This window comes from Ruegeria sp. CDSC021 (assembly GCF_059610845.1).
On the sequence record NZ_JBXWOK010000005.1, the window covers coordinates 105173 to 131226 of the forward strand.

A 26054-nucleotide genomic window follows, 5' to 3' on the forward strand; every position below is an offset into this window, starting at 1 on the left:
GGGCAATGAGCGAAGCACTCAAAGAACTCGGCGCGCAGCTGGAACTCAAACGGACCGATTGCGTTCTGTCCTGGGATGTCACCCATGATGAGTTGAACGTGGACGTGGCCCCGTCGAACCTTGTGGAATTTATCGAATTTCTGAAGGGCGATGCCAGTTGCAAGTTCTCGACCCTGGTGGACATCACAGCCGTTGACTATCCCGAGCGGGCCAAGCGGTTCGATGTGGTCTATCACTTCCTGTCGATGTACCAGAACCAGCGTATCCGCCTGCGCGTGTCGATCCGTGAGGATGACATGGTGCCGTCGATTGTCGACGTTCACCCCTCGGCCAACTGGTTCGAGCGCGAGGTGTTCGATATGTTCGGCATCCTTTTCTCGGGCCATCCTGATCTGCGGCGAATCCTGACCGACTATGGCTTTCGTGGCTATCCGCTGCGCAAGGATTTCCCGACCACCGGTTATACCGAAGTCCGTTATGACGAGGCGCAAAAGCGTGTGGTCTATGAGCCGGTCAATCTGGTGCAGGAATACCGTCAGTTTGATTTCATGTCTCCGTGGGAGGGTGCGAATTACATCCTGCCCGGCGATGAGAAACAGGAGAGCGAATAATGGGTGGCATTTGGTGGCTGATCCTATCTGCACTGACCATCATCCCGATGGTGAAGATTTTGCCGTTCTTCGGGATTAACAAATACTGGTGCCTGCTCTGTCTGATCCCTTTTGGCACGATCGCGTTGCTGTGGTGGGTCGGGCTGAAACTGCAAGAGCTGGAGCGCCGCTGAGATGATGATGCTGGGAGAACTGATCGTGCTGGGTGCGCTGGGGGTCCTTCTGGCGGGGGCTGCAGCCAAGGCGGCCGAGGCCGAAAAGGTCCGGGTTCGGGCTGATGCAAAAAAGAATAAGCGGGGGCGTTGATGGACGGCTCAAGATACGATGACGGCAGCACGGACGCGCTGAGCGGAGAACAGAAGATCCGCAATTTCAACATTAACTTTGGTCCGCAACACCCTGCGGCACACGGAGTTTTGCGTCTGGTGCTTGAGCTGGACGGCGAAATTGTCGAGCGTTGCGACCCGCACATCGGTTTGCTGCACCGTGGCACCGAAAAGCTAATGGAAAGCCGGACGTATCTGCAGAACCTGCCGTATTTCGACCGTCTGGACTATGTGGCGCCGATGAACCAGGAACATGCCTGGTGTCTGGCCATCGAAAAGCTGACCGGGGTCGAGGTGCCGCGCCGCGGCTCATTGATCCGGGTACTGTATTCCGAGATCGGGCGCATTCTGAACCACTTGCTGAACGTGACCACCCAGGCGATGGATGTGGGCGCGTTGACCCCGCCGCTCTGGGGCTTTGAAGAGCGCGAAAAGCTGATGGTGTTCTATGAACGCGCCTGCGGCGCCCGTCTGCACGCGGCCTATTTCCGCCCCGGCGGTGTGCATCAGGACCTGCCGCCGGAACTGCTGGACGATATCGAGGCGTGGAGCCACGAATTCCCCACCATTCTCGACGACATTGATGGTCTGCTGACCGAAAACCGCATCTTCAAACAGCGCAACGCCGATATTGGCGTGGTGACCGAGGATGACATCCAGAAATACGGTTTCTCGGGTGTCATGGTACGCGGATCGGGGCTGGCCTGGGATTTGCGCCGCGCGCAGCCCTATGAATGCTATGACGAATTCGAGTTCCAGATTCCGGTCGGCAAGAACGGCGACTGCTATGACCGCTATCTCTGCCGCATGGAAGAGATGCGCCAGTCCTTGCTGATCATCCGTCAGGCCATCGCCAAAATCCGCGAATGCCCCGGAGATGTGCTGGCCCGCGGCAAGATCACCCCGCCCAAACGCTCGGATATGAAAACCTCGATGGAAAGCCTGATCCATCACTTCAAGCTGTATACCGAAGGCTTCCACGTGCCCGCGGGCGAGGTCTATGCCGCCGTCGAGGCCCCGAAGGGCGAATTCGGCGTCTATCTGGTCGCCGATGGCACCAACAAGCCTTACAGGGCCAAACTGCGCGCGCCGGGCTTCCTGCACCTGCAAGCCATGGATCACATCGCCGGAGGCCACCAACTGGCCGACGTCGCAGCCATCATCGGCACCATGGACGTTGTGTTCGGGGAGATTGATCGGTGAAGAAGCTCTTAGCGTTTACCTTAGCTATCCTTCCTATGGGCCATGCGGTATCGGCGGCGCCTTTGAGTGATTTTTGCCTCTTTCTATCCCCAGACATTCTGGAGAAAGTAGCCGACTGTAGGGCAACGAAAGGTTGTTATCCGGTTGACGAGTTTCCGGAGGTGTTCGAGCACTACAGATCGCTTGAAGAGCGCGCTTCGAACTATGTGTTGAGCAAACTTAGCTCATCAGAAAGCTGCATGGTGTATTCTAGATTGTTGGCGGGGTCAGGCGTTGAGAACTGTCCCGCCGGACAAGAGCCATTTTTGTGGGCCATTTTTGATCTAGTGGACGCCAAAGTGATCTCGTCCAATAATTCAAATGATCCAAATTTATGGAAACTTGGATTGGCAGAAAATGGGGAATGTGCTTAATGCTCCGCCGCCTTCATCCAGAACAACCCGAAAGCTTTGCCTTCACCGCTGCCAACCAGCAATGGGCCGAAGCGCAGATCACCAAGTATCCCGAGGGCCGTCAGGCCAGCGCGGTGATCCCTCTGCTATGGCGCGCGCAAGAACAAGAGGGCTGGCTGAGCCGTCCGGCGATTGAATCTGTCGCTGACATGCTGGGCATGGCCTATATCCGCGTGCTCGAAGTTGCCTCGTTCTACTTCATGTTTCAGCTGCAGCCGGTTGGCTCGGTGGCGCATATTCAGGTCTGCGGGACTACCTCTTGCATGATCTGCGGGGCCGAGGATTTGATTGCGGTCTGCAAGGACAAGATCGCCGCCAAGCCGCATGCTTTGTCCGCCGATGGCAAGCTGAGTTGGGAAGAGGTCGAATGCCTGGGCTCTTGCACCAACGCGCCGATGGCGCAGATCGGCAAGGACTATTACGAAGACCTGACCGCTGAGGGTTTTGGCAAGATCATCGACGATCTGGCCGCTGGCAAAGTGCCGACACCGGGCCCTCAGAACGGGCGCTATGCGGCAGAGCCTCTGAAGGGGCTGACCAGCCTGTCCGAATATGACAGCGGCCGAACCCAGTATAATGCCAGCGTTCAGTTGGCGACTGATCTGGGGGATACCGTCAAACGCATCGACGGGACCGAGGTTCCGATCCTTACGCCATGGCTGGGCAAGGATGGCAAGGCAGCGGCGACAAAGGCTGCTCCGAAACCTCCCAAGGCCCCCGCACCTGCCAAACCTGCGGTGAAACAAGCGGCTGAAGCGAAGGCGGTCAAAGAAGACCAGCCCGACACGCTTTCGGCTGCGCGGGACGGCAAGTCGGACGATCTGAAGCTGCTTAAAGGTGTCGGGCCTAAGCTTGAGAAGACGCTGAACGAGCTGGGCTTCTATCATTATGATCAGATCGCCAAATGGACGCCCGAGCAGGTTGCCTGGGTTGATGCGCGGCTGAAGTTCAAAGGCCGGATCGAGAGAGACGGCTGGATTGATCAGGCCACCAAGCTGGCGGCGGGTGAAGAAACCGAGTTCGCCAAGCGGGTCAAGGACGACGGTACATACGAAGACTAGGATGTGTGCCCGCTCTGGGCATTTAGGACAAGATGGACAAGGACAAGGAACAGGCCATGGCCCGCAAGGGTCGACATATCGGGGTGGTCATCGCCGTGACCATGCTGATCTGGCTTGCCATGACGATGTTCATTGGCCCTGCGATGGAACTGCCGGGACGCTATGCGCTGTTGTTTGATTTTGCCGCGCTGGCCGGTTTCATCTATGCGGGCGTCAACATATTTCAACTCTGGCGCATGCGTCAGGACAGCTGAAGGTAATACATGATGCTGAAGGATCAGGACAGGATCTTTACCAACATCTACGGGATGCACGAGCGTACATTGCGCGGTGCACAGGCCCGGGGGCATTGGGACGGCACCGCTGGCCTGATCGGCAACGGGCGCGACTGGATCATCCAGACGATGAAGGATTCAGGGCTGCGCGGCCGGGGCGGTGCGGGTTTTCCAACCGGTCTGAAGTGGTCCTTCATGCCCAAGGAAAGTGACGGTCGCCCGTCCTATCTGGTGGTGAACGCGGATGAATCCGAGCCTGGCACCTGCAAAGACCGTGAAATCATGCGCCACGATCCGCATACGCTGATCGAAGGCTGCCTGATAGCCTCTTTCGCGATGAATGCGCATACTTGCTATATCTACCTGCGCGGGGAATACATCCGCGAGCGTGAGGCGCTGCAGGCCGCGATTGACGAAGCCTATGACGCCGGTTTGTTGGGCAAGAACGCCGCTGGGTCAGGCTGGGATTTCGACTTGTTTCTGCATCACGGGGCGGGCGCCTATATCTGTGGTGAAGAAACTGCCCTGATCGAAAGCCTTGAGGGCAAAAAGGGCATGCCGCGGATGAAGCCACCGTTCCCGGCGGGCGCAGGTCTGTATGGGTGCCCGACCACGGTGAACAATGTGGAATCCATTGCGGTAGTGCCGACGATCTTGCGTCGCGGGGCCGACTGGTTCGCAGGCTTTGGCCGTCAGAACAATGCAGGCACCAAGCTGTTTGCGATCTCGGGCCATGTGAACAACCCCTGTGTGGTCGAAGAGGCGATGTCGATCCCGTTTGAACAGCTGATCGAAACCCATTGCGGCGGCATTCGCGGCGGCTGGGACAATTTGCTGGCGGTTATTCCGGGTGGTTCGTCGGTGCCCTGTGTGCGCGGTGAGAACATGCGCGACGCGATCATGGACTTTGACCACCTGCGCAACGATCTGGGCTCGGGCCTGGGTACGGCTGCCGTGATCGTGATGGATAAATCCACCGATATAATCAAAGCGATCTGGCGATTGTCGAAGTTTTACAAACATGAAAGCTGCGGTCAGTGCACGCCGTGTCGCGAAGGCACCGGATGGATGATGCGCGTCATGGACCGCCTTGTGCGCGGTGAGGCCGAGTTGGAAGAGATCGACATGCTGTTTGACGTAACCAAACAGGTGGAAGGCCACACGATCTGTGCCCTCGGTGATGCGGCAGCCTGGCCAATCCAGGGCCTGATCCGCAATTTCCGGGAAGAAATCGAAGACCGCATCAAGGCCCAGAAATCGGGCCGCACGGGTGCGATGGCAGCGGAGTGATTCAAATGGAAGTATTCTTGGACTATGGCCATGCACTTGCATCGGTGATGATCTTCACCCTAGTCGTCCTGTTCCTAGCCCCATTTTCGGCAATGGCCAAACAGGGTAAGGGGCTGGCGCCAGGCGCCACGCCCGAGCAAGATTATTCAGACAGGGCTTATCGCCTGAACCGTGCCTATCTGAACGGCACTGAAACGCTTCCTGCTTTTGCGGCGGTGACGATCGCGGCAATTTTGGTGGGGGTCAGCCCGTTTTGGGTAAACTTGCTCGCCTCGGTGGCACTGGTTTCGCGTCTGGCAATGCTGTTTGTTCATCTGCGTGGACTGGGTAAACCGAACTCTGGCTTGCGTTCGGTTCTTTACGTGGTTGCCTGGCTTTGCATGTTCGTGATGGGGATCATGGCATTGGTGGCGGCGTTTTAATGATTGAACGAACTGTTGATCTTGTGACCAGAACCAAGAATGTTTCCCTCATCGGCGCAGTTTTACTGCTGGTGGCGGTTTCGGCCTGCGGGCTGATTAAGCCTTCGGAAGATCGTATTCTATTCGATGGCAAGTCGTTCAGAGCCAAAGCAAAGCACATCAACAAAAAAGCGTCTCCTTCGGATTTCACCGTTGTGATCAAAGGAGTATCTGCCTCATTGGATGGTGCACGCGAGGCCGGCCGTTATGAGGGCACCAAGTTTTGCATCGCGAATTTCGGATCCTCCAGGATCGACTGGAAGGTCGGGCCGGATACCGAACCACAAAACCTTCAGATCAACGATGACAGACTAACCTTTGCCGGGAGCTGCCGCCGTCCATGAAGCGGGTTTTTGCATATCACGCCGTGACAGGCCCATTGCTATTGCATAGCAATGCTGGCCTCCGTCGTCTTGGTCTTTCCAAGACGAAAGGATTTGTCATGTCTGGTATCAAAATGCTTGCCGTTGCAACGGCGCTGACACTGCCTGCGGTTGCTTTGGCTAAACCTCCCTTGCGCGAAGTCAAAGAGATCGACAACGAACTCTATTACATCGCTATCGCGAACGAAATTTCGGAATACTGCCCCTCCATCAGCGGGCGGCGTATGAAGGCGATTGGTGTGATGTGGGGCTTGCGGTCGAAGGCGAACCAGTTGGGCTATTCCGACAGTGAAATCCGCTCTTATGTCGATTCGGATGCAGAAAAAGACCGAATGCGCGCCAAGGGCGAGGCCTATCTGGCCCAAAATGGCGTGTCGTATGACCGGCCGAATTCCTTCTGTACGCTTGGTCGCGCGGAAATTGAAAGAAACAGCGCCATCGGCGTGTATTTGAGGGCGAATTGAGTATGGGTTTCAGAGCTTTGATGACGGGCTTTGCTGGTGTTTTGCTTTTGGTCTTAGCTGGATGCGAGTCAACATCCAGCCAAGCTTTGGACGCTGACACATCTCGCGCTCAGTTTCGTACACAGGTTCCGCAGAGCCTCTATGATGTGGCCTTTGCCAACGCTATGGCAGAGCAGATTGCAGGCGGTTGTCCGAATTTGTCGCTCAATCGATCGCAGATCAGGCAAAGCATGAAAACGGTAGCTGACGACCTAGAAGCCAAGGGGTATCGGGAAAGTGATTTTGTCTATCTCGAAAGAAATTTGCCGCGGAAGCGGATACAGGACGACGCTATTCGTTATATCCAAGGAAACGGCATCGTGATTGGCGTTCCAGATACGATGTGCTCGGCAGGGCGAAGCGAAATCGCCAAAAAATCTGCTATCGGCACATTCCTGAAAGGGTAGTTTAAATCATGTCTGACCTCCGCAAAGTTAACATCGACGGACAGGAAATCGAAGTCGATGGTGCGATGACCCTGATTCAGGCCTGCGAACAGGCCGGGGTTGAAGTGCCGCGCTTTTGCTATCACGAGCGTCTGTCGATTGCCGGGAACTGCCGGATGTGTCTGGTCGAAGTTGTTGGGGGGCCGCCTAAACCTGCGGCCTCTTGTGCCATGCAGGTGCGCGATCTTCGTCCGGGGCCGGAAGGGCAAGCACCGGTGGTCAAAACCAACTCGCCCATGGTCAAGAAGGCCCGCGAAGGAGTGATGGAGTTCTTGCTGATCAACCACCCGCTGGATTGCCCGATCTGCGATCAGGGTGGCGAGTGCGATCTGCAGGATCAGGCGATGGCTTATGGGATGTCGGGCACGCGGTTTAAGGAAGCCAAGCGCGCGGTCGATGATCTGGATCTGGGTCCGCTGGTTGGTACCGCGATGACCCGCTGCATCAGTTGCACCCGCTGCGTGCGCTTTACAACCGAAGTGGCCGGGATCACTCAGATGGGTCAAACCGGACGGGGCGAAGACGCCGAGATCACGTCATATCTGAACCAGACGCTGGATTCGAATCTGCAAGGTAATATCATCGACTTGTGCCCCGTCGGGGCGCTGACCTCGAAACCCTATGCTTTTACCGCGCGCCCTTGGGAACTGACCAAGACCGAAAGCATCGACGTGATGGATGCATTGGGTTCGAACATTCGTGTGGATACCAAAGGGCGCGAAGTCATGCGCTTTTTGCCGCGCAATCATGATGGCGTGAACGAAGAATGGATCAGTGATAAGACGCGGTTTGTGTGGGACGGCCTGCGTCGTCAGCGGCTGGACAAGCCATACTTGCGTGAAAACGGTAAGCTGCGCCCGGCGACGTGGCCCGAGGCGTTGACCAAAGCGGCCGAGGCGTTGAAAGGGGCTGAAAAGCCCGCCGGTATCGTGGGCGACTTGGCCCCGGTCGAGGCTACGTTTGCTCTGAAGCAGATGATTGAAGGGCAGGGCGGGGTTGTCGAATGCCGTACCGATGGCGCCAAGTTGCCAACGGGCAACCGCGCGGCCTATGCCGGGACCGCTGCGATCGAAGATATCGACAGCGCCGAGCGCATTCTGCTGATCGGAACCAACCCGCGTGATGAGGTGCCGGTGCTGAACGCGCGCATTCGCAAAGCCTGGGCGCATGGGGCTGAGATTGCTGTGGTCGGTCCAGCAGTCGATCTGACCTATGATTACCACCATGTCGGCGATGATCGTGCGGCATTGCAGCAGGTGGTGGATATGGGCGGAGATGATGAGGTCAAGGGCAAACGCTCGTTGGTCGTCATTGGTCAGGGTGCATTGCAGGAAGCGGATGGCGCTGCGGTTTTGGCCGCTGCGCAAACCATTGCGGCGAATACCGAAAGCGGTTTGATTGTCCTGCACACAGCCGCCTCACGTGTTGGTTCTATGGATGTCGATGCCACCAACGAAGGTGGCATGGATACAATCAGCGCGGCGGATGTGATCTATAATCTCGGTGCCGATGAAGTTGAAATCGGCGACGGCGCCTTTGTCATCTATCAGGGCAGCCATGGCGATCGAGGTGCGCACCGCGCCGACGTGATCCTGCCGGGCGCAGCCTATACCGAGGAAAACGGCCTGTTCGTGAACACCGAAGGCCGCCCGCAACTGGCGATGCGTGCCGGGTTTGCACCAGGTGAGGCGAAGGAAAACTGGGCGATCCTGCGCGCTTTGTCTGCCGAACTGGGTGCGACGCTGCCTTATGACTCGCTGGCGCAACTACGCACCGCGCTGATCGAGGCGGTGCCGCATCTGGCCCGTATCGACGAGGTGATCGAAAACGAGGTTCAGGCGCTGAAGCTCGGCCCTCTGGGCAAGGCGAGCTTCCGTCACACCGTCAAGGATTTCTACCTGAGCAACCCGATTGCACGGGCCTCGCAGTTGATGGCTGAGCTATCGGCGCAGACGCAGGCACGCAAAGGCGAAAAGATCGCGGCGGAATGAACCGAAACTCTGTCATATCGCATTTCGACCCTGTGCTGGTCGGACAGGGGCTCGCCCCTGTTTTGCCTATGAAACGGAATAAAAAGGGTGGCGTAGAGGCTGCAGATGCTGTTTACACCAACGCGCCGACCCAGACGCACTTTACGCAGGCACATGGCCTTAGCATTTCGTGCGGAAAACGGAATACCCACGGTGTGAGGACCAATGGCTGAATTCTTTAACACCCCAGGCGGAATAGCCCTCATCATTCTGGCACAAGTGCTTGCCGTTGTGGCCTTTGTGATGATCTCGCTGTTGTTCCTTGTCTATGGAGACCGGAAGATCTGGGCGGCGGTTCAGATGCGCCGTGGCCCCAACGTGGTGGGCGTCTATGGCCTGCTGCAATCGGTGGCCGATGCGCTGAAATATGTTGTTAAAGAGGTGGTTATCCCAGCGGGTGCAGACCGCACCGTCTTTATCCTCGCGCCGTTGACCTCATTTGTTCTGGCGATGATCGCCTGGGCCGTGATTCCGTTCAACGACGGCTGGGTGCTGTCGGATATAAATGTCGCCATCCTGTATGTCTTCGCCGTGTCCTCGTTGGAGGTTTATGGCGTGATCATGGGGGGGTGGGCGTCGAACTCAAAGTACCCTTTCCTTGGCTCATTGCGCTCTGCCGCTCAGATGATTTCCTACGAGGTCTCGATTGGTCTGATCATCATCGGTGTGATCCTGTCGACCGGGTCGATGAACTTCGGTGACATCGTGCATGCGCAAGACGGGCGCTTTGGGTTCTTCAGCTGGTACTGGTTGCCGCATTTCCCAATGGTCTTCCTGTTCTTCATCTCGGCGCTGGCCGAAACCAACCGCCCACCGTTTGACCTGCCAGAGGCGGAATCCGAACTGGTCGCGGGCTATCAGGTCGAATACTCGGCCACGCCTTTCCTGTTGTTCATGGCTGGCGAATATATCGCCATTTTCCTGATGTGCGCGCTGACCACGCTGCTGTTTTTCGGCGGCTGGCTGTCCCCGATCCCGGGCCTGCCCGACGGCGTGTTGTGGATGGTCGCGAAGATGGCGTTCTTCTTCTTCCTCTTCGCAATGGTCAAGGCGATCACGCCGCGCTACCGCTATGACCAGCTGATGCGGCTGGGTTGGAAAGTCTTCCTGCCCTTCTCGCTGGCTTGGGTAGTCTTCGTGGCCTTTGCGGCGAAATTCGACTGGTTCTGGGGGGCATTCGCCCGTTGGAGCGTAGGAGGCTGACATGACCCAAATCGACTACACCCGCGCCGCCAAGTATTTTCTTCTACAGGATTTCTGGGTCGGCATGAAGTTGGGGCTGAAGTATTTCTTCGCAGCGAAGGCCACCCTGAACTACCCGCATGAAAAGGGTCCTCTGTCTCCGCGTTTTCGCGGTGAGCACGCCCTGCGTCGTTACCCCAACGGTGAAGAACGCTGTATTGCCTGCAAACTCTGCGAGGCGATCTGCCCTGCACAGGCCATTACAATCGACGCCGAACCGCGCGAAGATGGCAGCCGCCGTACCACGCGCTATGACATCGACATGACCAAGTGCATCTATTGCGGTTTCTGCCAAGAGGCCTGCCCGGTCGATGCCATCGTCGAAGGTCCGAATTTCGAATTCGCCACGGAAACCCGCGAAGAGTTGTTCTACGACAAGGAAAAACTGCTCGACAACGGTGAGCGCTGGGAAGCCGAGATCGCCCGCAATCTGGAAATGGACGCGCCGTACCGATGACTGACGCCCCGACAAATCCGTTTGAGCTGATGATGAAGCAGGCGCAGGACATGGCCAAGGCGATGAACCCTGCGATGGAGAGCTTCTCGCCCAAAGGGTTCGAAACTCTATGGCCGACCATGCCGAAAGAAGTCATGGAGATGATGTTCGGCAACACCGTCAACAAAGACGGGTTGGATGCCAAGACCCGCCTGTTGCTGACACTGGCCGGGCTGACCTGTCAGGGCGCGCAGGCGGATGCGGCGGTGCGTCAGACCGTGCGCCACGCTGTGGAAGCCGGTGCCAAGAAACAAGAGATCGTGGAAACGATCGGTCAGATGTCGGTCTTTGCCGGCATCCCGGCCATGACCCGCGCGCTGGAATTGGCGCAAGAGGTCATGGGCGATAACGAGGATGAGGATCAATGACCGTCTTTGCCTTCTATCTGTTCGCCATCAGCGCCATCACCGGCGGGCTGTTCACGGTGATCAGCCGCCAGCCGGTGCATTCCGTGCTGTGGTTGATCCTGTCCTTCCTGTCCGCGGCAGGATTGTTTGTGCTGCTGGGGGCTGAGTTCGTGGCGATGCTGCTGATCATCGTCTATGTCGGCGCGGTCGCGGTTCTGTTCCTGTTCGTCGTGATGATGCTGGACGTGGATTTTGCTGAGCTCAAGGCCGAGATGGCACGCTATATGCCGCTGGCCTTGCTGATCGGTCTGGTCATCCTGATGCAGTTTGTCATGGCCTTTGGGGCTTGGGACAGCGCGCAGGGTGCTTCCGCCAATCTGGCACAGCCGGTTCCAGTGGATCGTCACAATACCGAGGCACTGGGTGTCATCCTTTACGACCAATACTTCCTTCTTTTCCAACTGGCGGGCCTGATCCTGCTGGTGGCCATGATCGGTGCCATCGTGCTGACGCTGCGCCACCGTCAGGACATCAAGCGTCAGGACATCATCGGCCAGATGATGCGCGACCCGGCCAAGGCGATGGAGTTGAAGGACGTGAAACCGGGGCAGGGGTTGTGAGAATTTACGCGATCATAGGGCTATCAGCATGGCTTACGATTTCGTCAGGATCGGCCATGGCAGAGTGCCCTATCGGTAGTTGCAGTATGAGCAAGCCGCTTCATCACTTCGACAAGCCCGCCGAAGTTAAAGAGGATTGTAGCTTCTCTGAAGCTGGCGACGGTTGGAGCTCCTTTTTTTCAGGGAACGCTGCAACGGATATTGGTAGTGGTCGGGTAGGCCAGCGTTGGACCCTTACCGGGGAATGTGTTCGCAGCGAAAGTGTGCTGGTCGTGGATTGCAATTCCAAAGAGCTCATCCAAATCCGTGGCGTGTGTGCTCCTCCGGGCTCAGAATATCGGGTTTCTGTGGGTAATTTTTCGGCAGATCTTCTGTACCCACCTCACGGGAAACTGCGTTTGGCGTCTGGGACGACTGTCCAAGACTTGGTGAAATTATCCAAACAGGCTGGTTATGACCACTGGACAACTATCGACGGCTTTTTGAGCAGGGCCAAAAAGAAAAATCGCATCAACCCCTACTGCGGCTGCAAACTCTACTACCCAGACTCGCCAGGAGCGAAGCTATGATCGGACTTGAACACTATCTTACGGTCGCGGCGACGCTGTTCGTCATCGGCATCTTCGGTCTCTTCCTGAACCGCAAGAACGTCATCATCCTGCTGATGAGCATCGAACTGATGCTGCTGGCGGTGAATATCAACCTTGTGGCGTTCTCCAGCTTCCTGGGCGATCTGGTCGGGCAAGTGTTTACGCTGTTTGTGTTGACCGTGGCGGCGGCCGAGGCGGCGATCGGGCTGGCCATTCTGGTCTGTTTCTTCCGCAACCGCGGCTCGATCGCGGTTGAAGATGTCAATATGATGAAGGGGTAAGGGCACATGGAAACCACCATCCTCTTTGCCCCGCTGGTGGGCGCGATCCTGTGCGGGTTCGGCTGGAAGTTCATTGGCGAGAAAGCCGCCATGTGGACCGCCACGGGCCTGCTGTTTCTGGCCTGTCTGCTGTCGTGGATCGTCTTCCTGACGTTCGACGGCCACACCCAGCAGATCGAGATCATGCGCTGGATCGAAAGCGGCTCGCTCTCGACAAGCTGGGCCATTCGTCTGGACCGGCTGACAGCAATCATGTTGATCGTGGTGACGACCGTCTCGGCGCTGGTGCACCTGTATTCCTTTGGCTACATGGATCACGATCCGCAATGGCGCGAAGGCGAAAGCTATAAGCCACGCTTCTTTGCCTATCTGTCCTTCTTTACCTTTGCCATGCTGATGCTGGTGACCGCGGATAATCTGGTGCAGATGTTCTTTGGCTGGGAAGGTGTGGGCGTCGCGTCTTATCTGCTGATCGGGTTCTATTACCGCAAGCCAAGCGCCAATGCGGCGGCGATGAAGGCGTTTATCGTCAACCGGGTTGGGGACTTTGGCTTTGCGCTTGGCATCTTTGCGCTATTCCTGCTGACCGACAGCATCAATTTCTCGGACATCTTCGCCTCTGCCCCGGCATTGGCCGAAGAGAAGCTGCACTTCCTGTGGGGTGAATGGACCGCGATCGAGGTGATCTGCGTTCTGCTGTTCATCGGTGCGATGGGCAAATCGGCACAGTTGTTCCTGCACACCTGGTTGCCGGACGCGATGGAAGGTCCGACGCCTGTATCAGCCCTGATCCACGCCGCGACCATGGTGACCGCTGGTGTCTTCCTGATCTGCCGCATGTCGCCGCTGATGGAGTTCGCGCCGGGTGCGACCGGGTTCATCACCTTCCTTGGTGCGTCGACGGCGTTCTTTGCCGCGACCGTGGGTTTGGTGCAGACCGATATCAAACGCGTCATCGCTTATTCGACCTGCTCGCAGCTGGGTTACATGTTCGTCGCCGCGGGCGTTGGTATGTACTCGGCTGCCATGTTCCACCTGTTGACGCACGCGTTCTTCAAGGCGCTGCTGTTCCTTGGCGCTGGTTCCGTGATCCACGCGATGCATCACGAGCAAGAGATGACCGAGTATGGCGGATTGCGGAAGAAGATCCCTTATACGTTTTGGGCGATGATGATCGGCACGCTGGCGATTACCGGCGTTGGTATTCCTCTGACCACATTTGGCTTTGCCGGGTTCCTGTCGAAAGACGCGATCATCGAAAGCGCCTTTGCCGGAGGCACCGGCTACGCGTTCTGGATGCTGGTGATTGCGGCGGTATTTACGTCATTCTACAGCTGGCGTCTGATTTTCCTGACCTTCTATGGCGAGCCGCGCGGGGACAAGCACACGCATGACCATGCGCATGAAAGCCCGTTGGTCATGCTGGTTCCGCTGGGCGTTCTGTCGCTGGGTGCGGTTTTCGCCGGGATGATCTGGTATGGCAACTTTTTTGGCCACACCGACAAGGTCGGCCAGTTCTATGGCATTCCGGTTGCAGAGGCTTCGGTGGATGGCCACGCGGCAGAGGGCGCGCATGGGGACGATACCCATGCCGAAGATGACCACGGCGACGATACGCATGCGGATGCCGGTCACGCGGAGGACAGCCATGGTGAGAAGGACGCGCAGGGCGGCGATCACCATTATGCCTTTGTTGGGACGCCCGGAGAAGGCGCGCTCTACATCGCACCGGACAATCATGTGCTGGACGATGCGCATGCTGTTCCGAAATGGGTCAAGGTCTCACCCTTCGTTGCGATGCTGCTTGGTTTCATCGTGGCCTATTGGTTCTATATCGTGAATACGACGTTGCCCGCGCGCTTGGCAGCAAACCAGCGTCCGCTTTATCTGTTCCTGCTGAACAAATGGTACTTTGATGAGATCTATGACGCGATCTTCGTCAAACCTGCCTTGGCACTTGGGCGGTTCCTGTGGAAACGCGGCGACGGCAACACGATTGACGGTTTCCTGAACGGGGTAGCGATGGGCATCGTGCCATTCTTCACCCGCCTCGCAGGCAAGGCGCAGACTGGTTACATATTTACCTATGCCTTCTGGATGGTCCTGGGAATTGCTGCCCTGGTCACCTGGATGTCGATCGGCGGAGGCGCACACTAATGGACAATATCCTCTCGATCGTCACCTTCATCCCCGCAGCGGCGGCCGCCATTCTGGGGCTGTTTCTGCAGGGCGACGACGCAGCCGCGCAACGCAATGCCAAATGGGTGGCCATGGTTGCGACGACGGTGACCTTCCTGGTCTCGATTGGCATCTATACCGGCTTTGATCCTGAAAACACCGGCTTCCAGATGGTGGAAGAGGGCCAGTGGCTGATGGGTCTGAAATACAAGATGGGTGTGGATGGCATCAGCGTCCTGTTCGTGTTGCTGACCACTTTCATTATGCCGCTGACAATTCTGGCCAGCTGGAATGTGACAGACCGCGTCAAGGAATACATGATTGCTTTCCTGCTGCTGGAAACGCTGATGCTTGGCGTGTTCATGGCGCTGGACCTGGTGCTGTTCTACCTGTTCTTCGAAGCGGGTCTGATCCCGATGTTCCTGATCATCGGCATCTGGGGTGGTAAAGAGCGCATCTATGCCAGCTTCAAGTTCTTCCTCTACACGTTCCTTGGCTCTGTGCTGATGCTGGTGGCTATGGTTGCGATGTATGCGGATGCAGGCACGACGGATATCGAAGCGCTGATGGCGCATCATTTCTCGTCCGACAGCTTTACCGTTCTGGGCATCCATATCGTAGGCGGTATGCAGACGCTGATGTTCCTGGCGTTCTTTGCCTCATTTGCGGTGAAGATGCCGATGTGGCCGGTCCACACCTGGCTGCCGGATGCACACGTGCAGGCGCCGACCGCAGGGTCGGTCGTGCTGGCGGCGATCCTGTTGAAGATGGGTGGCTATGGCTTCCTGCGGTTCAGCCTGCCGATGTTCCCGGTGGGGTCGGCGGTGATGACCGATCTGGTGCTGTGGATGTCGGCCATCGCTGTGGTTTACACATCGCTGGTTGCTCTGGTGCAGGAGGATATGAAAAAGCTGATCGCTTATTCCTCGGTCGCACATATGGGCTTTGTCACCATGGGCATCTTTGCGGCAAACCAGCAGGGTGTCGACGGAGCCATCTTCCAGATGCTCAGCCACGGGTTCATCTCGGCGGCGCTCTTCCTGTGTGTCGGCGTGATCTATGACCGGATGCACACCCGCGAAATCGAGGCCTATGGCGGTCTGGTAATCCGGATGCCTGCCTACGCGCTGGTCTTCATGCTGTTCACCATGGCTAATGTCGGCCTGCCGGGCACCAGTGGGTTCATCGGAGAGTTCCTGACCCTGATGGGCGCTTTCCAGGTCAATACCTGGGTGACTGCTGTGGCCGCGACCGGTGTTATCTTCTCGGCGGGATATGCTTTGTGGCTGTATCGTCGGGTCGTATTTGGGGATCTTATCAAAGAAAGCCTCAAGGCGATGACTGATATGAGCTCGCGCGAGCGGTTGATATTTGCCCCCCTGATCGTCATGACGATCCTGTTGGGTGTGTATCCGTCGCTAGTAACAGATGTGATTGGCAACTCGACTGCCGCGCTGATTTCGAACTATGATACGGCTCTGGCCGCGGCTGAGACCGCGACCCAGACAGCCGCCTCGCATTAAGGAGGCTTTGGAGACATGATCCAGGCTGATCTGACAATTATCCTGCCAGAGATCGTTCTGGCACTATATGCGATGGCGGCATTGCTTGCGGCTGTTTACACCACCAAGGACGGGCTTGCGCCGACATTGGTCTGGGTGACAGCAGGGCTGATGGCGCTGCTGGCGTTCTGGATCGCCACCAATGGCGACGGAACGAACATCGCGTTTAACGGCATGTTCGTTGATGACGGATTCGCGCGCTTTGCCAAAGTGGCGATCCTGCTATCTGCCGCAGCCGTTTTGATGATGAGCCAGGACTATATGACCCGCCGCGGGTTGTTGCGTTTCGAATACCCTTTGCTGGTGGCGCTTGCCGCTGTCGGCATGATGATGATGGTCAGCGCGGGTGACCTGATGTCTCTGTATATGGGGCTCGAGCTGCAGTCGCTGGCGCTATACGTTGTGGCTGCGCTGCGTCGTGACAGCGCCAAATCCACCGAGGCTGGCCTGAAATATTTCGTTCTGGGCGCGCTTAGCTCGGGCTTACTGCTGTATGGGGCTTCGCTTGTCTACGGCTTTACGGGTACCACGTTGTTCTCGGGCATCATTCAGACCGTTCACCACGGCGATGTGACCCTCGGGTTGCTGTTTGGGTTGATCTTCCTGATCTCGGGGCTCGCGTTCAAGGTTTCGGCTGTTCCGTTCCACATGTGGACGCCGGATGTCTATGAAGGATCGCCCACACCAGTCACTGCCTTCTTCGCCACGGCGCCCAAAGTGGCCGCCATGGCCCTGTTTGCCCGCGTGTTGCACGACGCATTTGGAGGTGTCGTAAAGGACTGGCAGCAGGTGATCGTACTCTTGTCTGTTCTGTCTATGCTGTTGGGGGCCGTGGCTGCCATCGGACAACGCGACATTAAACGGCTGATGGCGTTTTCGTCGATTGCCCATATGGGGTATGCGCTGATCGGACTGGCGGCTGGGACCGAGCTGGGTATCAAGGCGATGCTGATGTATCTGGCGATTTACGTGACCATGAATGTCGGAACTTTCGCCTTTATCCTGATGATGGAACGGGACGGTAAACCTGTTACCGACATTGACGCCTTGCGCCAGTATTCCAAACGCGATCCGGGTAAGGCTCTGGCCGTGCTGATCCTGATGTTCAGCCTTGCCGGTGTTCCACCGATGCTTGGGTTCTTTGCGAAATTCGGCGTCTGGCAAGCGGGTATTGAGGCTGGCCTGACCGGTCTGGTTATCATGTCTGCCATCGCCTCGGTGATCGGTGCATTCTATTACCTGCGGATCGTATACTATATGTATTTCGGTGCCGAGAATGACGACCCGATCGACGCAAATTCGTCTCCGGTTCTGTGGGTTGCTCTGATGGGGTCAGCTGCATTGATGTTGGTTGGCGTATTCTATCAGTTTGGGATTGAGGGCGCAGCGGCAGCTGCAGCGGCGACGCTTGTTAACTGATTTCGACCATTGCCCGCGGCCTAATGTTCTTGTGACATGAGCGATTGGCCGGATGGATATGGCCTGCATGTATTGCAAGAGGTCGATAGCACTCTGAACGAAGCCGCCCGGATCGCGCCGATGGCTCAGGGTCCGGTCTGGATCCTGGCGCACCGCCAGACACAGGCGCGCGGTCGGCGCGGACGGGTCTGGACCAACCCCGAGGGAAATCTTGCCGCAACGCTGCTGATGCGGCCCGCAGGACGCCCGGAACAGGCCGCTCTGCGCAGTTTTGTCGCCGCCTTGGCCCTGTTTGATGCATGTGTGGCGGTCACCGGACGCATATCGGGTTTGTCGCTAAAATGGCCCAATGATGTGTTGCTGAACGGTGGCAAGCTTGCGGGGATACTGCTGGAAAGTACCGGGCAGGGGCGGGACGTCTCGCATTTGGCAATCGGCATCGGCGTCAATCTCGCGCAGGCACCGGCTGCAGATAAAGTCGAACCAGGTGCGCTAAGGCCGGTTTCGCTGTTGTCCGAGACAGGGGCAGATGTCACCACCGAAGACTTTTTGACCGAGCTTGCATCGGCCTATGCGCGTTTCGAGGCCCAGTTTGTAACCTACGGGTTCGAACCCATCCGCGCTGCCTGGTTGTCCCGCGCAGCTAAGCTGGGTGAGGTCATCACCGCGCGTACTGTCACCACTGAGACCGTCGGGACCTTCGAAACGGTGGACGCACGGGGTAACCTTGTCCTAAACACCGCGAAGGGCCGCGTCAGCATACCTGCGGCAGACGTATTTTTCTGAAAGGGGCACCAATGCTTCTAGCCATCGACTGCGGCAACACCAATACCGTTTTCTCGATCTGGGACGGTGAGGAATTTGTCTGCACGCTGCGCACGTCTACGCACCATGCCCGAACGGCGGATGCCTATTTCACTTGGTACTCTACGCTGGTCAAACATTATGAGATCGAAGCTGATATCACCGATGTGATTATCGCCTCGACCGTGCCGCGTGTGGTTTTCAATCTGCGCGTCTTTGCGGACCGGTTTTTTGGCTGTCGCCCATTGGTCGTGGGCAAGCCAGAGTGTCTGCTGCCTGTCAGCCCGCGCATAGACGAGGGTACGGTCCCTGGCCCGGATCGCCTGGCCAATGCTGCCGGGGCGTTTGAACGGCATGGCGGGGATGTGGTTGTTGTCGATTTTGGAACGGCCACCAACTTTGACGTGGTGTCTTCGGATGGAGCATATGTCGGCGGCATCATCGCCCCAGGTGTAAACCTGAGCCTTGAAGCGTTGCACCAGGGGGCCGCCGCGTTGCCGCATATCGACATTACACGTCCCGAAAAAGTGATCGGAACAAATACGGTTGGCTGCATTCAATCTGGCGTGTATTGGGGCTATTCCGGTCTGATCGAAGGGCTGATTGCCCGGATCAAGACGGAATACGGCATGCCGATGAAAGTCGTGGGAACCGGGGGGCTTGCGCCTCTGTTCGATCAGGCAGATGTTGGGTTTGACGCTATAGAAGACGATTTGACGATGCACGGACTGACCGTGATCCATCGCTATAACAAGGAAAATGGCTCAACATGAGCAGTGAACGACTGATCTATCTGCCCCTGGGCGGGGCGGGCGAAATTGGGATGAATGCCTATGTCTATGGCTATGGCAAGCCGGGAAAGGAGAAGCTGATCCTTGTCGATCTTGGTGTAACCTTCCCAGATATGGACACAACACCCGGTGTCGACCTGATCCATGCCGATATCAACTGGCTAAAAGAACGTGCCGACCGGCTTGAGGCGGTATTCGTCACCCATGCCCACGAAGATCATGTCGGCGCTGTGGCGCATTGCTATGACGACTTGGGCGCCCCGATCTATGCACGCGCTTTCACCGCAAATCTCGCACGTCGCAAGATGGAAGAGAAAGCCCATCCGACAGACGCGGTTCAGACCCTGTCAGCCTGGCCTGAACAGGTGACGGTTGGCCCGTTTACAGTCGGGTTTTTGCCGGTATCGCACTCGATCCCCGAAAGTGCGGCGCTTGTCATAGACTCGCCTGCGGGGCGAATCGTGCATACAGGGGATTTCAAGCTGGATGCCAACCCTGTGGTAGGTGAACCGTTTGATCAGGACCTTTGGGCAGAGATTTCAAAGGACGGTGTGAAAGCATTGGTCTGCGACAGCACAAATGTGTTTTCAACGCATGCGGGCCGCTCGGAATCCGAGGTAGGGCCCGAGATCACCAAATTGGTCGAAAATGCCAAATCAATGGTGGTTGCGACGACTTTTGCCTCGAATGTCGCACGGGTGAAGACGCTGGCCGAGGCTGGGCAGCGCGCGGGACGCTCGGTCGTTCTGTTGGGTCGTGCGATGCGGCGGATGATCGAGGCCGCGACGGAAACCGGTATTCTCACGGATTTTCCCAAGGTTATCAGCGCCGAAGAGGCCGTAGATATCCCGCGCCAGAACCTGATGCTGATCGTAACCGGCAGCCAGGGCGAACGCCGTGCGGCCAGTGCCCAGCTTGCACGCGGTAAATACCGCGGGATCGAGTTGAAGGAAGGCGATCTGTTCCTGTTCTCGTCGAAGACGATACCGGGCAATGAGAAGGGCGTAATCTTCATCATGAACCAGCTCAGCGAAAAAGGCGTTGATGTGGTGGATGACAGCTCGGGTCTGTATCACGTCTCTGGCCATGCCAACCGGCCTGATCTGGAAAAAGTGCACGCCATAGTCAACCCGCAGATGGTTATTCCCATGCATGGTGAACACCGACATCTGCGCGAACATGCTAAACTGGCCGAAGCGGGTGGTCGTACCGGGGTTGTGGCAGTCAATGGCACGATGCTGGATCTCAGCGGCAATGCTCCCAAGGTCGTCGACTACGTCGAGACAGGCCGAACTTATCTGGATGGAACCGTAAAGGTCGGAGCCTTGGATGGAGTTGTCCGCGACCGCATTCGCATGGCCTTGAACGGGCATGTAACCGTGACGGTTATTTTAGACGAAGAAGACGAACCGTTGGGTGAACCTTGGTGCGATACGATGGGCTTGGCCGAGACCGGAACATCGCGCGCAGCACTGGTCGAAGTTCTGGAAGAGGACCTGAACCAGTTCCTCATGCGGGCGGATGCCAAAACCCGGCGCGACGATGACAAGCTGGAAGAGGCACTGCGCCGGATCGTGCGTCAGACAGCAAAGACCGAGATCGGCAAAAAGCCCGAGGTGACCACGGTGATCAGCCGAATGAAGTAGGTTCGGCTAGAAGTCCTGTTCGGACATTGGATAGCCTTTGATCTGTAAGAACAGGCTTTGTTCTTCTTGATTGAGGAAGAACGGAACGCTTTGGGGTGGTTCGGGTCGTGTGACCCGGGCTGCGACTTCGGCCAGAACAACTTCGGTTATGAAGGGAAGATCAAGCTCGCGCGCCTTGTTCAACGGAACCCATTGCAGGTGAGACAACTCATCCGAAGCGCGGCCAAAGTCATCCAGATCGCCTTGCAGGGCGTCTGCATCTACCAAAAAGAATCGTGCATCGAACCGGCGCGTACGGCCGGGCGGGGTGACGGCGCGAAAAACAAACTGCAATGCCTGTGCAGAGGGCAGAAATCCTGCCTCTGCATAGCTTTGCCAGTCAATCGGCACCTCACCTGTCCAAGCGCCGGGAACTCCAAGCACCAGGCCGGTTTCCTCCCAGAGCTCGCGGATTGCGGCGGCCGCCAAAGCATTCTGCAGCCCGGGCGGAGACTGTTCAGTAAGCCGATCGCGGCAGAGCTGGGACATGTCAGCCGATAGCGGGACAAGGGCGTCCTCTGCGTCTACCGCGCCACCTGGAAACACGAATTTGTTCGGCATAAAAACGGCTTTTGCGCCCCTTTGACCCATCAAAATGGAAGGGTTCGTCATCCGGTCCCGCAACACGATAACTGTTGCAGCGTCCCGTATAGCCGTTTTGTCTGTACTCATCTCAGGGCCGACCCAATCATTCCAGTCATCGGTCCGTTTCGAACCCATGCATCCGTCGTGCCCACTGATAGGCGACAACGGCCCCTTTCATTCGCGGTAGCAGGAACAGTGTCAAGGCTGTACATCCGAATGCAAAAATCAGGAACATGTTCAGCGGGTCAGGGCGCCACTGGACATAAGAGATGTGCAAAGCGGGCGCCAGCAGGTGACCGACCAACAGGATCGTCAGATAGGCTGGACCGTCATCCGCACGGTGATGAAACAGTTCCTGACCACAGCTGCTGCAGCTGTCATTCACCTTCAGGTAGCTGTGCAACAGCTTGCCTTCACCGCATTTTGGGCAGCGGCAGCGGAAGCCTTTGATTAGCGCAGGCCGGGTTGGACGGTCGTTCTCGGATATTGTGTCGATCGTTTGATCTGTCATTTTGAAACTCGCGCATTCAGATTGCCCTGATATTGCGCTTGTTTTGCCCCACAGAAAAGGGGGGTGCGTCGCTTTGTGCCGCGATGAGATGTCCGGAAATTATGAGGTCGATGGCAGTGAGCAACAGAAAAAATTCAAATTGGGCGACGGAAACCGAAAACTGCACCGTTTTAACCTATGTGAGCAGCGACAAACCGGTCGCGAGAAACAAAGGAAAACGATATGAAAAGCGCGAAACTTATCCCGGCCATTCTGGTATCGGCCATTGCATTGACAGGCACAACCGCCTTGGCTGTCGGTCCGAAAGGCCGTGAGGACGTGACCTTTCAAGAGTTGGACCTGAACAATGATGGTCAGGTCACGCAGGAAGAAATGCAAACCTATAGGCAACAGCGTTTCACCAATGCCGACACCAGTGGCGACGGCATGTTGAGCGTCGACGAGATGCAAGCGGCTAGCCAGAAGAAGGCGAATGAGCGTGTGAATCAAATGTTCGAAAAGCATGACGCCAATCAAGATGGCCTCTTGTCCGATGATGAGTTGCCCAAGCCGCGCCGTGCTGGCAAGATGTTTGACCGCATCGACGCGGACAAAAATGGCACGATCTCGGAACAGGAATTTGCCGATGCAAAAAACCGGATGGGCTGGCATCACAAAAAACGTGACAAGGCTGGCACCGACGACAGCTAATGAAGGATGCGGGACCTGAGTACCTCATCAACGGGGGCTCGCAGCCAAAGTCAGGCTGCGGGCGACCCCGGAGACGATGCATTGTTGCGGCGGTTCGCCGAGGGTGACGCTGATGCGGCACGCATTTTGACCGATCGGCTTGGGCCGCGCAGTTTTTCGGTGGCGCTCAGGCTGTTGAACGACCGGGCCGAAGCCGAAGATGTCACACAGGAAGCCATGATGCGCCTATGGAAGATGGCGCCGGATTGGGTTGCTGGACAGGCAAAGGTGTCGACTTGGCTTTACCGGGTCACTCTGAACCTGTGTGTCGATATTCGGCGGAAGAAATCGGCGGACAGTCTTTCTGATGTTGCCGAACCTGAAAGCGATGCGATCAGTGCAACCGAACACCTTCAGGATGCCGCCAGGTTGGACGCACTGCAGTTCGCGTTGGCGCAACTTCCGGACCGGCAACGTCAGGCTGTTGTCTTGCGCCACATCGAAGAGTTGCCCAATCCCGAAATCGCGGGAATCATGGATGTTTCCGTCGAAGCTGTAGAGAGTCTGACAGCTCGGGGAAAGCGGGCACTGGCACAGCAGTTAGCCACAAGAAGAGACGAGTTGGGATATGCCGATGGATGAAAATAGCGACCTGAATCACCTGTTTTTACGTGCTCGTCAAGAAGATGAGCCGTTACCCGATGCTCTCGCCCTTCGTATTCTGGCCGATGCGGAAACCGTTCGTTTGCAAAGGCTTCAGAAATCACCCCAAGGGTTCTGGGCACAGGCATTGGATAGTTTCTTTGGCTGGCAGGGGATGGGAGGTTTGGCGGCCGCGGGCATTGCTGGCATCTGGATTGGATTGACTGCCCCGGCCTTTTTGCCTGATCCGGCGACGTTGCTTTATTCGCAATCCTCTGGCTTTGAGGTTGCGGATATGGATCTGAATACAATCTTCCTGGAGGAAGGCGAATGAGCGAACAGTCAAAACCTAAACGCCGGTGGATGCCTGTCCTGCTGATCGTGTCCCTTGCTATCAATCTGCTAGTCGTCGGTGCGGTTGTTGGCACGGCGCTGCGCGTCAGAAACAATGACCACGTCAAAACCCCTCCGGGATTTGGATCGGCGCTTTATCGCGCGCTTCCCAAGCATGAACGCCAGGCGATGCGGGCCGAGCTTTCGGGCCTGCACCGCCAAGGTGTCGATCATCGGGCGGCGGATTTTCAAGCCCTTGGCGACGCACTTCGCGCCGAACCCTTTGCGGCTGACGCTGTAGAGGCTTTGTTGGGTCAGCAGGCGCAGGTGATGTCAGAGATGCAGTCTGCTTTGCAGGAACAGTGGCTGATCCGTGTGTCAGCCATGAGCCCGAAAGAACGCGTCGAATACGCTGATCGTCTGGAAGATGTGGTGCACCGAAAATCGAAAGCGGGCAGAAAACACGACTGACCGGATCAGGCTGCGTGATCCTGGACCATGACCTGATTGCGTCCCGCCTTTTTCGCAGCATACAGGGCTGTATCCGCAGATTTTATCATGTTGTCCAATGGTGCGGGTGGGATGCCCCGGCGAAACGTGTTGTCATCAGCTGTAATGAGGCCGATGCTGATTGTCACTGCGATTGGTTCGGCGGCCTCGGATAGGTCAAATGGACACTGGCAGATGTCGTCGCAGACGGTTCGTGCGATCCCCAATGCTCGAGGCCCCGTAGTTTCAGGCAGACCGATCAAGAATTCTTCGCCACCGATCCGTGCCACAAAGCCGTCAGAACCAATGGAATTGCGCATGCGCCTGGCTGTTTCGATCAAGACCTGATCGCCTCCGGCATGGCCAAACTTGTCGTTGATTGATTTGAAATGGTCCAGATCGGCCACCATCACGGTAAACCCGAGCCCGGTCTGCGCAGACTGCCGGGCGATTTGCTTCAATGCTCGCATTGCATAGCGGCGGTTATGCAGGCCGGTCAGTGGATCCACCCAGGATTCCGCGATGCCACGCCGCAAAGAATCCCGCATCTGGTCAATTCGGCTTTTGCGGGCGAGCTGGTTATCAAGCCGCAACAGAGTTTCACGGGGGCAGAGCCCCGCCATACAGATGGCATCAGCGCCACGATCCAGCGCTTCGGCAGCCAGAGACGCGTCATCCTTTCTCAAGATGCCGATCAGCACCGTGTGCCGTGTTGCCCCGCGCGATTTCAAATCCGCCAGAATACTCAGGCCTGAAGATTCGCCATCAATTTCGACAATAATCGCGTCCGGGATGGGGCCGGAAAGCAGGCGGTGAAGGTTCGATATCGTGTGAATTGACAGACTGTGATGCGTATGTTCGGACAGCGCCTTCTGCCAAAGCGCCCCGGTTTTAGCGGATTGCGTCAGTAGGGCGGCGCGCGCAGCTTTGGGTGGCGTAGCAAAGGCGCTTGTCGCTTCAGCAAATCCCAAACATGGCGATCCGCTATTGTCTTGCAATTCCTGCGTATCGGCGCGTGCCCTTAGCAAGCTGCGAACCCGAGCTAGCAACAACGTGTCCTTGAACGGGTGCGCCAATACATCGTCCAACCCATCTGACAATGCCCTCAACCTTGCGGATTTGTCGTTTTGCGGCGCGATAGCGACAATGGGTATATCCGCCAGATCCGGGTCGGCCATTACCACTTTCTTGACATCTGCCGCCGTTCCATCCGGCAATGACTGCGCGGTTAAGATCAAATCGGGGCGCACACGTTTCAACAGCCCATCAAGACCCCGCAGATTTTCCCCCTGTGCGACGTGATACCAGGCCGCGGTAAGCTGTACCTTCAGCATAATTCGATTGGTTGAGGTCCCGTCCAGGACAAGGATCGTGCCTTGCACCGACATATCAGTCACCGTTGATTGCATGCGTTGCTAAAGTGTTTATGACTCTGGTTAACAAACCCTTTCCAATATCAGATCAGGGGCTTCTTTATGCCAATTTCCGCTCAATCCGCCGAAACGCTGGCGCTGAATGCCCTTGCCTGGCTTGTGGGCAATGATGACCTGCTGCCTGTATTTCTGGGTTCGACGGGGGCTTCGGTGCAGGACATAAAAGACAGGGCAGCAGAGCCGGAGTTTCTGGGCTCTGTTCTGGATTTTCTAATGCTTGACGATTCGTGGGTAGTCGAGTTTTGTGACGTCAATTCTGTGCCGTATGATCAGCCGGGCCAGGCCCGCGCCTTGTTGTCTGGTGGCGCGGAAGTTCATTGGACCTGAAAGCCTACC

The 26054-nt window shown here is 57.0% G+C and carries 33 protein-coding genes; 30 read left to right on the top strand and 3 right to left on the bottom strand.

The genetic code is table 11. From position 1 onward, the window contains the following. The first annotated feature begins 5 nt into the window (after positions 1-5). The 25 genes from AC2FGB_RS10215 to AC2FGB_RS10335 all read left to right on the top strand — a co-directional run bounded on the left by AC2FGB_RS10215 (position 6) and on the right by AC2FGB_RS10335 (position 21017). Positions 6-611, top strand: coding sequence for an NADH-quinone oxidoreductase subunit C (locus tag AC2FGB_RS10215; protein WP_271950203.1), 606 nt, complete (start codon positions 6-8; stop codon positions 609-611). Continuing rightward, positions 611-784: a hypothetical protein gene (locus AC2FGB_RS10220; protein ID WP_170433422.1), complete on the top strand. Its 174-nt coding sequence runs from the start codon at positions 611-613 to the stop codon at positions 782-784. Before AC2FGB_RS10215 ends, AC2FGB_RS10220 begins: the two co-directional genes overlap by 1 nt. A gap of 1 nt (position 785) precedes the next feature. Next, the gene (locus tag AC2FGB_RS10225; RefSeq protein ID WP_271950199.1) at positions 786-917 is read left to right on the top strand and encodes a hypothetical protein; all 132 of its coding nucleotides are present in this window, start codon (positions 786-788) and stop codon (positions 915-917) included. Further along, the gene (locus AC2FGB_RS10230; protein ID WP_271950197.1) at positions 917-2140 is read left to right on the top strand and encodes an NADH-quinone oxidoreductase subunit D; all 1224 of its coding nucleotides are present in this window, start codon (positions 917-919) and stop codon (positions 2138-2140) included. The genes AC2FGB_RS10225 and AC2FGB_RS10230 overlap by 1 nt, the downstream gene beginning before the upstream one ends. Beyond that, positions 2137-2553, top strand: a complete 417-nt coding sequence (locus AC2FGB_RS10235) for a hypothetical protein (RefSeq protein ID WP_496693926.1) — start codon at positions 2137-2139, stop codon at positions 2551-2553. The genes AC2FGB_RS10230 and AC2FGB_RS10235 overlap by 4 nt, the downstream gene beginning before the upstream one ends. Further along, positions 2553-3653: an NADH-quinone oxidoreductase subunit NuoE gene (nuoE, locus tag AC2FGB_RS10240; protein WP_496693925.1), complete on the top strand. Its 1101-nt coding sequence runs from the start codon at positions 2553-2555 to the stop codon at positions 3651-3653. Before AC2FGB_RS10235 ends, nuoE begins: the two co-directional genes overlap by 1 nt. A gap of 32 nt (positions 3654-3685) precedes the next feature. Then, a complete protein-coding gene (locus tag AC2FGB_RS10245) occupies positions 3686-3907 on the top strand; it encodes a DUF5337 domain-containing protein (RefSeq protein WP_271950193.1) in 222 nt (73 codons plus the stop codon). Positions 3908-3919: 12 nt separating this feature from the next. After that, entirely contained in the window at positions 3920-5218 is a 1299-nt protein-coding gene (gene nuoF / locus AC2FGB_RS10250; RefSeq protein WP_142635179.1) for an NADH-quinone oxidoreductase subunit NuoF, read from the top strand. 5 nt (positions 5219-5223) lie between these two features. After that, complete coding sequence (locus tag AC2FGB_RS10255; protein ID WP_271950191.1) at positions 5224-5640, top strand: MAPEG family protein; 417 nt, start codon at positions 5224-5226, stop codon at positions 5638-5640. Then, positions 5640-6023, top strand: coding sequence for a hypothetical protein (locus tag AC2FGB_RS10260; protein WP_142634885.1), 384 nt, complete (start codon positions 5640-5642; stop codon positions 6021-6023). The genes AC2FGB_RS10255 and AC2FGB_RS10260 overlap by 1 nt, the downstream gene beginning before the upstream one ends. Before the next feature lie 98 nt (positions 6024-6121). Beyond that, positions 6122-6526, top strand: a complete 405-nt coding sequence (locus AC2FGB_RS10265; protein ID WP_271950189.1) for a DUF5333 domain-containing protein — start codon at positions 6122-6124, stop codon at positions 6524-6526. Positions 6527-6546: 20 nt separating this feature from the next. Next, positions 6547-6972 carry a DUF5333 family protein gene (locus tag AC2FGB_RS10270; RefSeq protein ID WP_271950187.1) on the top strand — a complete coding sequence of 142 codons (426 nt, stop codon included), beginning with the start codon at positions 6547-6549 and terminating at the stop codon, positions 6970-6972. An 8-nt stretch (positions 6973-6980) separates the two neighbouring features. Continuing rightward, the gene (nuoG, locus tag AC2FGB_RS10275) at positions 6981-9002 is read left to right on the top strand and encodes an NADH-quinone oxidoreductase subunit NuoG (RefSeq protein ID WP_496693924.1); all 2022 of its coding nucleotides are present in this window, start codon (positions 6981-6983) and stop codon (positions 9000-9002) included. A gap of 204 nt (positions 9003-9206) precedes the next feature. Then, the gene (nuoH, locus tag AC2FGB_RS10280; RefSeq protein WP_142634879.1) at positions 9207-10244 is read left to right on the top strand and encodes an NADH-quinone oxidoreductase subunit NuoH; all 1038 of its coding nucleotides are present in this window, start codon (positions 9207-9209) and stop codon (positions 10242-10244) included. A gap of 1 nt (position 10245) precedes the next feature. Next, the gene (gene nuoI, locus AC2FGB_RS10285) at positions 10246-10740 is read left to right on the top strand and encodes an NADH-quinone oxidoreductase subunit NuoI (protein WP_496693923.1); all 495 of its coding nucleotides are present in this window, start codon (positions 10246-10248) and stop codon (positions 10738-10740) included. Next, the gene (locus AC2FGB_RS10290; RefSeq protein WP_142634878.1) at positions 10737-11147 is read left to right on the top strand and encodes a carboxymuconolactone decarboxylase family protein; all 411 of its coding nucleotides are present in this window, start codon (positions 10737-10739) and stop codon (positions 11145-11147) included. Before nuoI ends, AC2FGB_RS10290 begins: the two co-directional genes overlap by 4 nt. After that, positions 11144-11746, top strand: coding sequence for an NADH-quinone oxidoreductase subunit J (locus AC2FGB_RS10295; RefSeq protein WP_281972815.1), 603 nt, complete (start codon positions 11144-11146; stop codon positions 11744-11746). Before AC2FGB_RS10290 ends, AC2FGB_RS10295 begins: the two co-directional genes overlap by 4 nt. Before the next feature lie 86 nt (positions 11747-11832). After that, complete coding sequence (locus AC2FGB_RS10300; protein ID WP_496690844.1) at positions 11833-12315, top strand: hypothetical protein; 483 nt, start codon at positions 11833-11835, stop codon at positions 12313-12315. Beyond that, positions 12312-12617, top strand: coding sequence for an NADH-quinone oxidoreductase subunit NuoK (gene nuoK / locus AC2FGB_RS10305; RefSeq protein ID WP_050602759.1), 306 nt, complete (start codon positions 12312-12314; stop codon positions 12615-12617). The genes AC2FGB_RS10300 and nuoK overlap by 4 nt, the downstream gene beginning before the upstream one ends. 6 nt (positions 12618-12623) lie before the next feature. Beyond that, positions 12624-14774 (top strand): NADH-quinone oxidoreductase subunit L, encoded by a 2151-nt coding sequence (gene nuoL / locus AC2FGB_RS10310; protein ID WP_282021421.1) that lies wholly within the window; start codon positions 12624-12626, stop codon positions 14772-14774. Next, positions 14774-16318 carry an NADH-quinone oxidoreductase subunit M gene (locus AC2FGB_RS10315; protein WP_496689761.1) on the top strand — a complete coding sequence of 515 codons (1545 nt, stop codon included), beginning with the start codon at positions 14774-14776 and terminating at the stop codon, positions 16316-16318. Before nuoL ends, AC2FGB_RS10315 begins: the two co-directional genes overlap by 1 nt. 15 nt (positions 16319-16333) lie before the next feature. Continuing rightward, positions 16334-17776: an NADH-quinone oxidoreductase subunit NuoN gene (gene nuoN, locus AC2FGB_RS10320; protein ID WP_496689762.1), complete on the top strand. Its 1443-nt coding sequence runs from the start codon at positions 16334-16336 to the stop codon at positions 17774-17776. 36 nt (positions 17777-17812) lie between these two features. Then, positions 17813-18562 (top strand): biotin--[acetyl-CoA-carboxylase] ligase, encoded by a 750-nt coding sequence (locus AC2FGB_RS10325; protein WP_281972819.1) that lies wholly within the window; start codon positions 17813-17815, stop codon positions 18560-18562. Positions 18563-18573: 11 nt separating this feature from the next. Then, positions 18574-19353 carry a type III pantothenate kinase gene (locus tag AC2FGB_RS10330; RefSeq protein ID WP_142634866.1) on the top strand — a complete coding sequence of 260 codons (780 nt, stop codon included), beginning with the start codon at positions 18574-18576 and terminating at the stop codon, positions 19351-19353. Continuing rightward, entirely contained in the window at positions 19350-21017 is a 1668-nt protein-coding gene (locus tag AC2FGB_RS10335; protein ID WP_271950165.1) for a ribonuclease J, read from the top strand. The genes AC2FGB_RS10330 and AC2FGB_RS10335 overlap by 4 nt, the downstream gene beginning before the upstream one ends. Positions 21018-21023: 6 nt before the next feature. Here AC2FGB_RS10335 and AC2FGB_RS10340 read toward each other — a convergent pair whose 3' ends face one another. Continuing rightward, the gene (locus AC2FGB_RS10340) at positions 21024-21728 is read right to left on the bottom strand and encodes an NUDIX hydrolase (protein ID WP_282021545.1); all 705 of its coding nucleotides are present in this window, start codon (positions 21726-21728) and stop codon (positions 21024-21026) included. A gap of 25 nt (positions 21729-21753) precedes the next feature. Beyond that, positions 21754-22152 carry a DUF983 domain-containing protein gene (locus tag AC2FGB_RS10345; RefSeq protein WP_142634860.1) on the bottom strand — a complete coding sequence of 133 codons (399 nt, stop codon included), beginning with the start codon at positions 22150-22152 and terminating at the stop codon, positions 21754-21756. A 222-nt stretch (positions 22153-22374) separates the two neighbouring features. Here AC2FGB_RS10345 and AC2FGB_RS10350 point away from each other — a divergent pair, with 222 nt between their 5' ends. From AC2FGB_RS10350 to AC2FGB_RS10365, 4 genes are read left to right on the top strand one after another with little or no spacing between them, the layout of a single operon-like run. Continuing rightward, positions 22375-22842 carry an EF-hand domain-containing protein gene (locus AC2FGB_RS10350; RefSeq protein ID WP_496689764.1) on the top strand — a complete coding sequence of 156 codons (468 nt, stop codon included), beginning with the start codon at positions 22375-22377 and terminating at the stop codon, positions 22840-22842. A 6-nt stretch (positions 22843-22848) separates the two neighbouring features. Next, positions 22849-23463, top strand: coding sequence for an RNA polymerase sigma factor (locus AC2FGB_RS10355; protein WP_271950161.1), 615 nt, complete (start codon positions 22849-22851; stop codon positions 23461-23463). Then, on the top strand, positions 23456-23797 hold the full coding sequence (locus tag AC2FGB_RS10360; protein WP_496689765.1) for a hypothetical protein: 342 nt from the start codon (positions 23456-23458) through the stop codon (positions 23795-23797). The genes AC2FGB_RS10355 and AC2FGB_RS10360 overlap by 8 nt, the downstream gene beginning before the upstream one ends. Beyond that, positions 23794-24267, top strand: coding sequence for a periplasmic heavy metal sensor (locus AC2FGB_RS10365; protein WP_271950157.1), 474 nt, complete (start codon positions 23794-23796; stop codon positions 24265-24267). The genes AC2FGB_RS10360 and AC2FGB_RS10365 overlap by 4 nt, the downstream gene beginning before the upstream one ends. Before the next feature lie 5 nt (positions 24268-24272). Here the strand turns inward: AC2FGB_RS10365 and AC2FGB_RS10370 are convergent, their stop codons facing one another. Further along, a complete protein-coding gene (locus AC2FGB_RS10370; RefSeq protein WP_496689766.1) occupies positions 24273-25694 on the bottom strand; it encodes a diguanylate cyclase in 1422 nt (473 codons plus the stop codon). A 66-nt stretch (positions 25695-25760) separates the two neighbouring features. On the opposite strand from AC2FGB_RS10370, the gene AC2FGB_RS10375 reads away from it, so the two are divergent. Next, entirely contained in the window at positions 25761-26045 is a 285-nt protein-coding gene (locus AC2FGB_RS10375) for a DUF3572 domain-containing protein (RefSeq protein WP_142634849.1), read from the top strand. Positions 26046-26054 lie beyond the last annotated feature (9 nt).